The organism is Streptomyces sp. P5F9, assembly GCF_057961495.1.
The window spans coordinates 1-12,397 of the sequence record NZ_JBXVPZ010000289.1; the positions used below are offsets into that span (position 1 = coordinate 1).

Genomic DNA, 12,397 nt, shown 5'->3' on the forward strand with positions numbered 1-12,397 from the left:
CTCGGCGCCTACACCGCCTCCCGCGCCGCCACGAAGGCCGTCCCCGTGCAGGACACCTTCGATCCGCTGCCCACGACCTCGCCGCTGCCGATGACCCTCACGGACTTCACGACCCGCGTGCAGCAGGACCGCAAGCGGGCCATCAAGGGCCGCACCGTCCGGATGACCGGGTTCGTCACGCCCGACAAGGGGTCCGCCTACTGGGACCTGACCCGCATCATGATCTCGTGCTGCGCGGCGGACGCCCAGTCCATCAAGGTGCGGGTCTACGGCATCCCGGCCCTGTCCGCCAACACCTGGGTGACGATCACCGGGACCTGGCACGCGAGCGGAACCCTGGGGACGAGTTCCGCCGTGGCCGCACTCGACGGCGTCACCGTCGAGAAGGTCGCCAAGCCGGTGAACGCCTACCAGGACGCCCTGCCGTTCCCGGCCTCGCGCTGAGCCAGGCTGCTGAGCTAGGCCACCGAGATGTCAACGGAGGGGCGCAGTTTCGCCGCCGCGGCCAGGGCCTCGTGCATGGGGTGGGCGTCGAAGGCCTCCAACAGGGCTCCTTCCGCCGGGAGTTCGGACGCCGGGTAGGCGATCTGCTCGTAGGCCGCCTGGAAGCGCGGGCCCCAACGCCGGGCGCCCAGGCGGGCCGTACGGGAGCAGTTGTCGACCATATAGGCCACATCCCGGGCGTGCATGTAGGGCAGCAGGGAGTCGACGGCCTCGATGACGGACTCGTTGACGATCTCCGACCAGGGGTGGCCGCGCTCGGCGAACTCGTCGACCTGGGCGGTCATCGTCGCCACGAACACTCCGGCGGTGAACGGCTCGACAGGCAGGGCCCGTTCGGCCCGGCGCGCCCGCACCTCCGCTCCTACGGCCCACATCGGGGAACCGCCGATCCCGCTCATCTCCCGTGCCCCGAGCCGCCGTTCGGCGAGGACGACGCTGCGCAGCTCGGTGCCGTCGGCGACCTCGTCGTAGATCTCGGCGACGATCTCGCGGGCGGGGCCGTAGGTCGCCGAGTACGCACGGTCGAAGACCTCTCGTCCGATCGGGTCCAACTCCTCGCGGACGGCGCGGAGTCCGGCCTGGGAGATGGTGCGGGCGATGGGTCCGGTGACGTTCTCGCAGGAGCGCTCGTACGCGGTGACCGCGTCGTCGCCGGTCAGGCGGTAGCGCGTGAAGAGGCTCTCGACGATGCCGTGGACGGCGCCGAGCAGGATCGCGCGTTCGCCGACGATGTCGGAGCGGTACTCGCTCTCCAGGGTGGTGCGGAAGGTGTACGGCGAGCCGAGCGCGACCGACCAGGCGAGCGCGCGGTCGGTGGCCCTGCCGTCGGGGTCGGCGTGGACGGCGTAACTGCTGTTGATTCCGGCGCCGTTGATCTCTGCGCCCTGCTCGTAGAGCCGGCGCACGGAGTCGCCCATGCCCTTGGGGCAGACGGCGATGACTCCGTGTCCGGCCGGGAACTCCCCAGCGGTGGCCCGGAGATGACCGAGCAGGAAGCCGTGCGAGAGGCCGATGGTGGCGCCGGGCTTGAGCGCCGCGAAGATCTCCTCGTGGTGTGCGGCGAGGGCGGCGTCCGCGATGAGCAGGATCACCAGGTCGCTCTCGGCGGTGACCGCGAGCCAGTCACCAAGGGTGCCGTCCTCCTCGGTGAAGCCGTGCGCGCGGGCGTCGGCCGCGGACGCCGAGCCGGGGCGCAGGCCGACGCTCACCCGGATGTCCGTACCGGCGAGGGAGTCGCGCAGGTTGCGGGCCTGGGCGCGGCCCTGCGGGCCCCAGCCGATGACGCCGATGCGGCGGACACCGGCGAAGGCCTGCGGGAGCAGCGGGAAGAGGTGCCGGCCGCCGCGCAGGATGGTCTCCGTGCCGCCGGGCACGTCCATCGTTTCGAGGGTAAAGACGGCGGAGGTGTACGTGGTCGAGGTCATGGTGGAGTTGTAGGCTCCCGGCGAGCGTTGCGGCAAGCGCAACCTGTGCAGCGGGCTGTTGCGTGAGGTGAAAGGGCCAGGTCACGGTATGCGGGAGGACCACAGGGAGCTACGGCTCTTCCTGCATCTGGCGCAGACGCTGAACTTCGGGCGGACGAGCCTCGACTGCCATGTCAGCCCGGCGACCCTCACCCGGACCGTGCAGCGGCTGGAGGCCGACCTCGGACACCGGCTCTTCGACCGCGGGGCGCGCGGGGTCTCCCTGACCGCGGAGGGGCACCGCTTCCGTGAATACGCCGTCCGGTCACTGGAGTTGTGGCGTGCCTACCGCGAGGAGCATCCCGACCCGGCCGAACTCACGGGCAGGCTGGCCCTGTTCGCGACGGTGACCGCCTGCCAGGCCCTGCTGCCCGACCTGTTGGCGCCCTTCCGGGCCGCGCATCCTCAGGTACGGCTCGATCTGCGCACCGGCGACGCGGCGGCCGCGCTGGCCCGCCTCGACGAGGGGGAAGTGGACGTGGCGGTCGCGGGCATCCCGGCGCGGCTGCCCGAGCCGTTGGTGAGCCGGACGGTCGCGGTGACCGAACTGGTCCTGGTCACCGCCCTCGACCGCCCCGACCCGGGTCTCGACGGCCCGTTCGTCCTCCCGCACCGGGGCCTGGTCCGCGAGGCGGCCGACCGCTGGTTCCGCACCCGGGGCACGACACCCGACGTGGCCTGCGAACCGGACGGCCACGAAGGCCTGTTGACCCTGGTCGCCCTGGGCTGCGGAACAGGCGTGGTACCCCGCCTCGTACTGGAGAACAGCGCCGTACGGGAACGGCTGACGGTGATCCCGGCGGACCCCCCGCCGGAACCGTTCCCGATCGGCCTGTGCGTACGCCGGACGGACCTACGCCGCCCCTTGGTGGCGGCTCTGTGGAGCCTCACGGCGGCGTAGAGCGACGGCCTGTGCTGGAGCGCCCCGAAAGGGGCGCGAGGCTGCATTTGATCTGCGGCTACCGCCGCGCGAGCGCGACCAGCCACAACGGCGCCGCAGCAAACCGACAACGCACACCGCCCACAACTCCCAGCGGAGCGCCTAGTCGAGGTCAACCGGCCCGTCGTTCTTCTTCTCGTCCTTCTTCGCCTGCAACTGGAGCAGGTTCTTGACCTCGTCACCGGGCCGGCGCCCGTCGGGGTCCGACCCGCTCAGATTCCCCCGGACCGAGTCCAGGATCGTGAGGCCCTGCGAGACAAGGCCCGCGGCGATCTCGCCGAGCCCGTCCGCACCGTTGAGGACGTTGACGTTGGCCCCCGCAAGACCCCCCGCCGCTTCCTTCACGATCTGCGGAAGCTGGTCGATCAGCATCCGGTCGAGCGCGACCCGGTCGTACGACGCCGCCGCCTCGGCCTGGATCTTCATCCGGTCCGCCTCGGCGATGGCGAGCAGCTTGATCCGCTGGGCCTCGGCCTCGGCCGGCTTGACGATCTCGGCGACCAGCTGCTGCTGGCGCAACTCGGCCTGCCGCTGGGCCAGTTCGGTCTGCGCGGCGAGCACTTCCTGCTGGGCGTGGGCCTGCGCGAGCGGTCCGGCCTGCGCGGCCTGCGCCTGGGCGCGGTCGACCTCGGCCGAGTACTCGGCCTTGACCACCGCGGTCTGCCGGGCGTACTCCGCCTGGTTGCGGGCCGCCACCTGCTCCGCCTCGACGGATGCCTGGGTGGCCTGGGCCTGAGCGATCTGGGCCTGCCGCTGGATGGCCGCCTTGTGCGGCGCGGACATGGCCTCGATGTAGCCGACCTCGCCGTCGTCGATCGACTGGATCTGCAGCGAGTCCACGATCAGGCCGATCTTCGCCATCTCGACCTTTGATGTGTCCAGGACCTCGGCGGCGAGCTTCTGCCGCTCCGTGACGATCTCCTCGACCGTCATCGAGCCGATAATGGACCGCAGGTGACCTGCGAAGATGCGGCCGGTCAGCACCGACATCTGGTCCTGGTCGGAGAGGAAGCGCTGGCCGGCGTTGATGATGCTCTCGGTGTCGTTGCCGACCTTGAACGCGATCACGGCGCGGACGTGCAGCGCGATGCCCTGGCGGGTCACACAGGTCTCGGTGACCTCGGCCTCGCACATCGACAACGTGAGAAAGCGGGTCTTGCGGAATACCGGCAGCACGAACTTTCCGTGCCCCGTCACCACTCGGAACGGCGCGCCCCCCAGTCCCCGCCTGCCACCCGAGATCAGCATCGCCTCATCGGGGGCGGGAACGCGGTAACCGAACATGTCTTGCTCCTCACTCTGCGCCGGCGGGTTCGCCGTCCAGCGCGTCCAATGGATCCGCCCACTCGATGACGTGCACAGCACGACGTCCACGGGACTCGATCACGAGCACCCTGGCCCCCGTGGGCAGGGGATCATCCGACCAGGCCAGGAATGTCTCGGAGCCGCCCCGGACCCGCACGAGGATCTCGCCGGGGCCCGCGCTTCCCCGGGTCTCGATGATCACCTCTCCCGTGCATCCGATCACGGGCTCGTCCTGCGGCATCACCGGCCGCCTCCATCCTCTGGCCTTAGGTTTCCGACGATAGACCCACTCGGGTCACGGACCCAACGGGCCCACCACACACCTTTTCCGCGGCGTCCGCCGGGCGGCACCGCCCGCGGTCAGGACAGTGCCGCCAGCGGGTCGTCGAGGACCGGCTGCCATGCCAACTCGGCTGCCCCGACCAGGCTGTTGTGGTCCAGGGTGCAGGCGAGGATCGGCACGCCCCCGCTCTGCCCCCACAGGCTCCGGTCGGCGACGACCGCGCGCAGCCGGTCGGGGTCGACGTCGAGGAGGGTGCGGTGCAGTCCACCGAGGATGATCCGGTCGGGGTTGAGGATGTTCACCAGGCCCGCGAGCCCCAGTCCGAGCCGGTCGATGAGCGTTTCGGCGGCCTTCCGGACGGACGGGTCGTCGTAGTGGTGGCGGATCAGTTCGTTGGACTCCTGAAGCAGGGACACCTCGGGGCCGGGCTCACGGCCGGCGGCGGTGAGGAACGCGAGCGGGTCGGCCTCGACGTCCAGGCAGCCGCGGCTGCCGCAGTAGCAGGGGCGACCCTCGGGGTTCACGGTGAGGTGCCCGACTTCGAGCGCAAGGCCCGAACTCCCGGTGTGCAGACGCCCGTCGAGCACCAGCGCGCCGCCCACACCCCGGTGTCCGGTCGCCACGCACAGCAGGTCGCGGGCGCCGCGGCCCGCGCCGTGCCGGTGCTCGGCGAGCGCGGCGAGGTTGACGTCGTTGCCCGCGAACGCGGGTCCGGTGAGGCCGGCCGCGCGCACGCACTCGGCGAAGATCCGCCGCACGGGTGCGCCTGCGGGCCAGGCCAGGTGGAGGGGGTTCAGCGCCAGTCCTTCGGGCTCGGCCACGGCGGACGGTACGGCGAGGCCGGCGCCGACGCATCGCCGGCCGGTCTCGCGCAGGAGATCCGCGCCGGCCTCCACCACCGAGCCGAGCACCTTCGCCGGGTCGGCGTCCACGGCCTCGCAGCCGGGGGCCGTCGCGACGATCTGGCCGCCGAGGCCTACCAGTGCGGCGCGGAAGCCGTCTGCGTGCACCTGGGCTGCGAGGACCACGGGTCCGTCCTCGGCCAGCGCCAGCCGGTGCGAGGGGCGGCCCTGCGAACCGGCCGCGGCCCCGGGCCTGGCGTCGACCCTGATCAGGCCGAGGGCCTCCAGCTCGGCGGCGACCGCGCCGGCCGTCGCGCGGGTCACCCCCAGTTCTGCGGTGAGTACGGCGCGGGTGGGGGCGCGGCCGGTGTGCACGAGCTCCAGCGCGGGGCCCAGCGCTCCGCGGCCCCGGTCCAGTCGTGCCCTTGAGGTGGTCCCATCCCCCGCCGGCCGGGGGTCCGCCTTGCCGCTCATGAGGGCGAGTCTCCCATGATCCGTCCAGAGTGCCGCTGGGGGTCGCGTTCAGCGTGACGGCCGGTGGGGGCTTGTCGCGCCCACGCGGCGGAGCCGCATATCGATACAGCCCCGCGCCCCTTCGAAACGCATCCCCCGCTCAGAAGCCACTGACCCTCAGCGTCACGTTAAGTCTCCCCCTCAGTCCCAACTCCCCCGGCGCCGTGCCCTCGTACACCCGTGGCACCCCGTGATACGCCAGCCGCGACGCCCCACCGAACACGAACAGGTCGCCGCTCCTCAACTCGACGTCCGTGTACGGCTTGGTGCGGGTCTCGGTGTTGCCGAAGCGGAAGACGCAGGTGTCGCCGAGGCTGAGGGAGACCACGGGGGCGTCGGACTGTTCGTCGGCGTCGCGGTGCATGCCCATGCGGGCGTCGCCGTCGTAGAAGTTGATCAGGGCGATGTCGTACGACGCCGTCGGCGTCCCCAGCGCGTCGGTGACCGCCCGCTGCGCGAGGTCGTCGAGCCAGGCCGGGAAGGGTTTCACCGGGGTGCCGTCGCCGTCGGTCACCGTGCGGGAGTAGGCGTACGGGTACCAGTGCCAGCCCAGGCACACCTGCCGGGCGGTCATCGTGCCGCCGCCGGGGGTGTGGACCGTGCGGAGACCGGCGGGAGGCCTGGCCCACTCGCGGCAGGCCGTCAGGAGGTCGCGCTGCTGGTCCGGGGAGAGCCAGTCGGGCACGTGCACCGCGCCCGGCGCGATCTCCGTACGGGCCCTCGGAAACAGCTCGGCGTCCATGGCCCCATCCTGCCCCGACCGGCCATGAGCTGGCACTCGGTTAGCCTTGGCGCACGATGGACGACCATATCGACCGAATGACGACTCCGTGGGGCGACCGCGCCCTGGCCCGCTTCCCCGAGGACCCGCGCGACCGGCTGCGCGCCTGGGACGCCTCCGACGAATACCTTCTGCGGCAGCTCGCGGAACAGGACACCCCGCTGTCCGGCACGGTCGTGATCGTGGGCGACCGCTGGGGCGCCCTGGCCACGGCGCTCGCGGAGCACGGTCCGGTGCAGATCACGGACTCGTTCCTGACTCAGGAGGCGACCAGGGCGAACCTCGCGCGCAACGAGGCCGTCGCGGGTTCCGTACGGCTGCTCACCACCCAGGACCCGCCGCCCGAGCGTGTCGACGTGCTGCTGGTCAGGGTGCCGAAGAGCCTCGCGCTGCTGGAGGACCAGTTGCTGCGGCTGGCGCCCGCGGTGCACGCGGACACGGTTGTCGTCGGTACCGGCATGGTGAAGGAGATCCACACCTCGACGCTGAAGCTGTTCGAGCGGATCCTCGGCCCGACCCGGACCTCACTGGCCGAGAAGAAGGCCCGGCTGATCCACTGCACGCCCCGGTCGTCGGTGGCACGTGGCACCAATCCCTGGCCGCACAGTTACGCGCTGCCCGACGGCATCGGTGTCGTCTCGGGGCGGACCGTGGTCAATCACGCGGGTGTGTTCTGCGCCGAGCGCCTCGACATCGGGACTCGTTTCCTCCTCCAGCATCTGCCCGCAAGTCGTGGGCTCGGCAAGGTCGTTGACCTCGGGTGCGGCAACGGTGTCGTCGGTACGGCGGTGTCGCTGGCCGATCCGGAGGCCGAAGTCCTGTTCGTGGACGAGTCGTTCCAGGCCGTGGCCTCGGCGGAGGCCACTTACAAGGCCAACGGTGCACCCGGGCATGCCGAGTTCAGGGTCGGGGACGGGCTGGTCGGGGTCCCGGCCGACAGCGTGGACCTCGTGCTGAACAATCCCCCGTTCCACTCCCACCAGGCGACGACCGACGCGACGGCGTGGCGGATGTTCTCCGGGGCGCGGCGCGCGCTGCGGCCGGGCGGCGAGCTGTGGGTGATCGGCAACCGTCATCTCGCCTACCACGTGAAGCTGAAGCGGCTCTTCGGCAACAGTCAACTGGTCGCCAGCGACGCCAAGTTCGTGGTGCTGAAGGCCGTCAAGCGCTAGCCCGACCGTCCGCCCCCGGCGAGCACGCCGATGATCCGGGCCACCGCCTCCGCCATCGCCTCCCGTCCCACGCTCAGGTACGTGCGGGAGTCGACCGCCTCGGGGTGGTCGGCCAGGAACGTGCGGATCGCGCCGGTCATCGCCTGGTTGAGGGCCGTGCCCACGTTGACCTTGGTGATGCCGCCGGTGACGGCCGCGGTCAGTTCGTCGTCGGGGACTCCTGAGGAGCCGTGCAGGACGAGGGGGACGTCCAGGACGGCGGTGAGGCGCTTCAGGAGGTCGTGGTCGAGGGTGGCCGTTCGGGTGGTCATGGCGTGCGAGCTGCCGATGGCCACGGCGAGCGCGTCCACTCCGGAGTCGGCGACGAAGGCGCGGGCCTGGGCGGGGTCGGTGCGGGCGCCGGGTGCGTGGGCGTCGCGGGGCGGCTCGCCGTTCTTGCCGCCGACCTCTCCCAACTCGGCCTCGATCCACAGCCCTTGGGCGTGTGCCCAGTCGGCGGCGGCGCGGGTCGCGGCGAGGTTCTCGGCGTAGGGCAGGCGGGCCGCGTCGTACATGACGGAGCTGAAACCGGCGGCCTGTGCCTGCCGTAGGAGGTCGTCGCTCTGGACGTGGTCGAGGTGCAACGCGACGGGTACGGCGGCCCGTTCGGCGGCGGCGACGGCCGCGCGGGCGAGCGGGAGGAGGCGGCCGTAGCGGAACTTGACGGCGTTCTCGCTGACTTGGAGGACGACAGGGGCGCCGGTGGACTCGGCGCCGGCGATGACGGCCTCGACGTGTTCCAGCGTGATGATGTTGAAGGCGGCGACGGCGGAGCAGGCCTCGGCGGCGCGGGTGACGAGCTCGCCGGTGGTGACGAGGGGCACGGTCTTCCCTTTCCTGACCTGGAGTACCGGGGCTTCAGGGGGCGAGGATCACCGAGCGGGTGAGGTGGCGCGGGCGGTCCGGGTCGAGGTCGCGGTACGCGGCGACGGCGACCGCGAGGCGCTGGGCGCGGACGAGTTCGGCGAGGGGGTCGAGGCCTCCCTCGATCCACAACCCGCCGGTGGCGCCCACCTGTTGGGCGAGTCCCTCGGGCGCCTCGCCGAGCATCCAGGTGGCGGTGCCGTGGGTGGTGATGCTGATCGGGCCGTGCCGGTACTCCATCGCCGGGTAGGCCTCGGTCCAGGACAGTGATGCCTCGCGCATCTTCAGCCCGGCCTCGTTGGCGAGGCCGACGGTCCAGCCGCGGCCGAGGAAGGTGAACTGGGTGCAGGCGACGAGCTGTTGGGGCAGTTCGGCGGCGAGCGCCGTGCGGGCGTCGGTGACCACGGCGTCGGTGTGCAGGCCCAGGTGGGCGCGGAGCAGGGTGACCGCGGTGGTCGCGAACCGGGTCTGCACGACGGACCGTTCGTCGGCGAAGTCGAGCACGACGATGTCGTCGGCGGCCGTCATGACGGGGGTGTGCGGGTCGGCGGTGATCGCGGTGGTGCGGGTGCGCCCCTTCAACTCCCGCAGGAGTTCGAGCACTTCGGTGGTGGTGCCGGAGCGGGTGAGGGCGAGGACCCGGTCGTACGTCCGCCCGTGCGGGAACTCCGAGGCGGCGAAGGCGTCGGTCTCGCCCTGGCCGGCGCCTTCGCGCAGGGCGGCGATCGCCTGGGCCATGAAGTACGAGGTGCCGCAGCCGACGATCGCGACCCGCTCCCCCGGCGCCGGCAGTACGTCCCGGTATCGGGGCGCCTCCGCCGCGGCGCGTATCCAGCACTCGGGCTGGCTGTTCAGCTCGTCCTCGACATAGGTCATGCCGTACCCCTCCCCGTTGATGCTTGTTCCTGCAAGATATAGCGAGCTTTCGAGCACAATCAAGCAATTGAGTGAGGATCGTGTGCGCTAGGGTCGCCGGAGAATCGAGGAACGGAGAGTGCGGATGTCGCGCGACGCCCGCTGGAAGGTGCTGCTGGACCTGCTCGTCGAGCGCGGTCGGCTCGACGTCGAGGAGGCCGCGGCCGACCTCGCGGTGTCGGCCGCGACGATCCGCCGTGACTTCGACCAACTCGCCGAGCAGCAGATGCTGGTGCGCACCCGGGGCGGCGCCGTCGTGCACGGGGTGTCGTACGAACTGCCGTTGCGCTACAAGACCGCCCGGCACGCCTCCGAGAAGCAGCGCATCGCGAAGGCGGTCGCCGAACTCGTCGTGCCGGGCGAGGCGGTGGGCCTGACCGGCGGCACGACGACCACGGAGGTGGCCCGCGCCCTGGCCGTCCGCAGCGACCTCACCTCCGGAACGCCCGCGCTGACCATCGTGACCAACGCGCTCAACATCGCCAACGAGCTTGCCGTACGCCCCCAGTTCAAGATCGTGCTGACCGGCGGGGTCGCGCGCCCGCAGTCGTACGAACTCGTCGGGCCGCTCGCCGACGGGGTGCTCTCGCAGATCACCGTCGATGTGGCGGTGCTGGGTGTGGTGGCCTTCGACGTGACGCACGGCGCGGCGGCCCACGACGAGGCGGAGGCCGCGATCAACCGGCTGCTGTGCGAGCGCGCCGAGCGCGTGGTCGTCGCGGCCGACTCCAGCAAGCTCGGGCAGCGGGCGTTCGCCCGGATCTGCTCGGCCCAGGCGGTGAACACGCTGGTGACGGATGCGGGGGTGGGGGCGGACGTGGTGCGGCGGTTCGAGGAGGCGGGGGTGCAGGTCGTCGCCGTGTGACCGCGGAGCCGCGCCGGGCCGCCCCAGACACCCGATCAGCGCTTGGTCAGGACTTCGAAGCGCAGGTGGGTGATGTCCGGCGACTCGCGCGTCCAGAGCCGGCGGAGTTCGACGGGACCGCCGAGGTGGTCGAAGAGCCGCTTGCCGGCGCCCAGCAGCACGGGGACGAGCATGATGTGCACCTCGTCCAACAGACCAGCGTTCAGGGCGTGTTGGGCAACGCTCGCACCGTGGACCCCGACGTCCCGGCCGGCGGCGGTCTCCTTGGCGCGGGCCACCGCGGACTCGATGCCGTCGGTGACGAAGGTGAACACGTCGGGGGCGACGACGTCCGCCGGATCGGGGGCGCGGTGGGTGAGTACGACACAGGGGACCTTCCCCACGGGCCCTCCGTCGCCCCAGCCGCCGTCGCCTTCGCAGACGTCGTAGGAATGCCGGCCCATGAGGACGGCCCCGATGCCGTCGGCCATCTCGGCGAGGACTTGGGCGTCGGTGTCGTCCATGTCTCGGACCCATCGGTGCAGGCGTTCGCCGCCGACACCGAGGGGGTTGGCACGGGTGTCGTCCGGGGCGGTGATGAAGCCGTCCAGGGACATGGACATTCCCGAGATCACTTTGTCAGTCATGTCAGGTGGACCTTCCGCACCGCCCGAACTCATCGGCCGTCGCGGTCCCCGCTCCTTGCCGGACGGCGGGGTGCGGGACGCCGAGGGGCAACGTCCCGCGCCGCCAGGCCGGTTGACGGTCCGTCAGCCGAAGACCCTGACCGCCTGGTAGTACGTCCACGCCGTGCTGTTGCAGGTGGTCGCGGTGGCGCCGCTGTAGGCGGTGCAGACGCGCTTGAGGTCCTCGTAGAAGGCACTGTCGAGCCGCGACTTGTTGGCGTCGAAGGCGCCGGCGGCCTTGTAGTTGCGGTAGCCGAAGTCGTGGCGGGCGCAGGAGGCGGCGAAGGGGAAGCCGAAGGGGTTGTCGGGCGAGTCGGAGCAGTAGTCGGTGGACCAGTCGAACTCGTAGGCGGACCAGGCGGTTTGGTTGGCGCGGGCCGCGGCCCAGAGGCTGTAGCTCGACGCGCTGGTCTGGGTCCAGCCGGAGAGGACCTGGGGCTTGTCGGCGGGGGTGGCGGTGGCGGCTGTCGCGGTGGCGAAGACGGCTGCCAGAGCCAGAGTTGAGGCGGCGAGACCGGTGGCGAGTCTGCGGTGCATTCAACACCTCCATGAGACCGCGATCCGCCCGTCGGAACGCAGGTTCATGACAAGATGATTTACGTGTTGACCCCCTCTTCACACCGCATGTGCCCCAATGACCCGTTAACTCTCGGACATGCCAGGCGATCGGGACATGAACCCGGCGGACAAACCGGCAGAGGGGATGCGTAACCCCCTGCTGCCGGCCGGAGTTCGTCCCCTCAGGACGGGGTCAGGGGCAGGTCGTCCGTGAAGGCGTTGACCGGTTGGGCGATGGGCCGGGTGGCGTGGACGTCGAGGGCCACCGCCGCGGTTCGCGTGCCGAGAGTGCCCTGCGTGTGCCAGGTCCCGGTGACGGCCAGCCAGGTGTTCGCGGGCGGGGCCGGGGTGCCGTACATGTGCACCTTGACGGTCTGGGCGTCCGCCGCGCAGCAGGTGAAGATGATCCGGGTCAGGTCCCAGCCGCCGCCCCGGACCGGCGTCGCGAACCCGGTCATCTCGACGCTGCGCCCCTTGATGGCCAGTTCCTTGTCCTGCTGGACCCGGGTGGTGAAGTCCGTGAGGGTCATCGGCAGGGGTGAGGTCGCGGGCAGTGCGGCGAACCCCTTCTGTTTCTTGACGGCCTCGCTGCCCGCGTGGGAGGCGGTGTAGGCGCCGAGGGCGGGTGGGGCGTAGAAGAGGAGGCTGAGCGCGGGGAGGAAGAGCAGCCAGGCGATGCGGGGGGCGG

Annotated in this window: 14 protein-coding genes; 4 read left to right on the forward strand and 10 right to left on the reverse strand. The window is 71.3% G+C overall.

Translation table 11 applies throughout. From position 1 onward, the window contains the following. The coding region (locus AC31A1_RS34225) for a TIGR03943 family putative permease subunit (RefSeq protein WP_489657040.1) at positions 1 to 444 on the forward strand (444 nt) is incomplete at its 5' end. Between the two features lie 14 nt (positions 445 to 458). On the opposite strand, the gene AC31A1_RS34230 is transcribed toward AC31A1_RS34225, so the two are convergent. Then, positions 459 to 1,928 carry a ketol-acid reductoisomerase gene (locus AC31A1_RS34230; RefSeq protein WP_489657041.1) on the reverse strand — a complete coding sequence of 490 codons (1,470 nt, stop codon included), beginning with the start codon at positions 1,926 to 1,928 and terminating at the stop codon, positions 459 to 461. Between the two features lie 88 nt (positions 1,929 to 2,016). Between AC31A1_RS34230 and ilvY the strand changes: the two genes are divergently transcribed. Further along, positions 2,017 to 2,868, forward strand: a complete 852-nt coding sequence (ilvY, locus tag AC31A1_RS34235) for an HTH-type transcriptional activator IlvY (RefSeq protein ID WP_489657042.1) — start codon at positions 2,017 to 2,019, stop codon at positions 2,866 to 2,868. A 141-nt stretch (positions 2,869 to 3,009) separates the two neighbouring features. Here ilvY and AC31A1_RS34240 read toward each other — a convergent pair whose 3' ends face one another. The 4 genes from AC31A1_RS34240 to AC31A1_RS34255 all read right to left on the reverse strand — a co-directional run bounded on the left by AC31A1_RS34240 (position 3,010) and on the right by AC31A1_RS34255 (position 6,592). Then, a complete protein-coding gene (locus tag AC31A1_RS34240; protein WP_363100859.1) occupies positions 3,010 to 4,191 on the reverse strand; it encodes an SPFH domain-containing protein in 1,182 nt (393 codons plus the stop codon). Positions 4,192 to 4,201: 10 nt separating this feature from the next. After that, positions 4,202 to 4,453 carry a hypothetical protein gene (locus tag AC31A1_RS34245; protein WP_033278775.1) on the reverse strand — a complete coding sequence of 84 codons (252 nt, stop codon included), beginning with the start codon at positions 4,451 to 4,453 and terminating at the stop codon, positions 4,202 to 4,204. A gap of 119 nt (positions 4,454 to 4,572) precedes the next feature. Further along, entirely contained in the window at positions 4,573 to 5,811 is a 1,239-nt protein-coding gene (locus AC31A1_RS34250) for an ROK family protein (RefSeq protein ID WP_489657043.1), read from the reverse strand. 139 nt (positions 5,812 to 5,950) lie between these two features. Then, a complete protein-coding gene (locus tag AC31A1_RS34255; protein ID WP_489657044.1) occupies positions 5,951 to 6,592 on the reverse strand; it encodes an alpha-ketoglutarate-dependent dioxygenase AlkB family protein in 642 nt (213 codons plus the stop codon). A 77-nt stretch (positions 6,593 to 6,669) separates the two neighbouring features. Here AC31A1_RS34255 and AC31A1_RS34260 point away from each other — a divergent pair, with 77 nt between their 5' ends. After that, the gene (locus tag AC31A1_RS34260) at positions 6,670 to 7,803 is read left to right on the forward strand and encodes a methyltransferase (RefSeq protein WP_489657045.1); all 1,134 of its coding nucleotides are present in this window, start codon (positions 6,670 to 6,672) and stop codon (positions 7,801 to 7,803) included. On the opposite strand, the gene AC31A1_RS34265 is transcribed toward AC31A1_RS34260, so the two are convergent. Then, a complete protein-coding gene (locus AC31A1_RS34265; RefSeq protein ID WP_489657046.1) occupies positions 7,800 to 8,666 on the reverse strand; it encodes a class II fructose-bisphosphate aldolase in 867 nt (288 codons plus the stop codon). The two genes, AC31A1_RS34260 and AC31A1_RS34265, sit on opposite strands and share 4 nt — an antisense overlap. A gap of 34 nt (positions 8,667 to 8,700) precedes the next feature. Continuing rightward, positions 8,701 to 9,582, reverse strand: a complete 882-nt coding sequence (locus AC31A1_RS34270) for an SIS domain-containing protein (protein ID WP_489657047.1) — start codon at positions 9,580 to 9,582, stop codon at positions 8,701 to 8,703. Between the two features lie 124 nt (positions 9,583 to 9,706). On the opposite strand from AC31A1_RS34270, the gene AC31A1_RS34275 reads away from it, so the two are divergent. Beyond that, on the forward strand, positions 9,707 to 10,486 hold the full coding sequence (locus AC31A1_RS34275; RefSeq protein WP_489657048.1) for a DeoR/GlpR family DNA-binding transcription regulator: 780 nt from the start codon (positions 9,707 to 9,709) through the stop codon (positions 10,484 to 10,486). Positions 10,487 to 10,521: 35 nt separating this feature from the next. Here AC31A1_RS34275 and AC31A1_RS34280 read toward each other — a convergent pair whose 3' ends face one another. From AC31A1_RS34280 to AC31A1_RS34290, 3 genes are all read right to left on the reverse strand, one after another. Then, the gene (locus AC31A1_RS34280) at positions 10,522 to 11,112 is read right to left on the reverse strand and encodes a dihydrofolate reductase family protein (RefSeq protein WP_489657049.1); all 591 of its coding nucleotides are present in this window, start codon (positions 11,110 to 11,112) and stop codon (positions 10,522 to 10,524) included. Between the two features lie 123 nt (positions 11,113 to 11,235). Continuing rightward, positions 11,236 to 11,688, reverse strand: coding sequence for a phospholipase (locus tag AC31A1_RS34285; protein WP_489657050.1), 453 nt, complete (start codon positions 11,686 to 11,688; stop codon positions 11,236 to 11,238). 203 nt (positions 11,689 to 11,891) lie between these two features. Further along, the coding region (locus AC31A1_RS34290) for a TIGR03943 family putative permease subunit (protein ID WP_489657051.1) at positions 11,892 to 12,397 on the reverse strand (506 nt) is incomplete at its 5' end.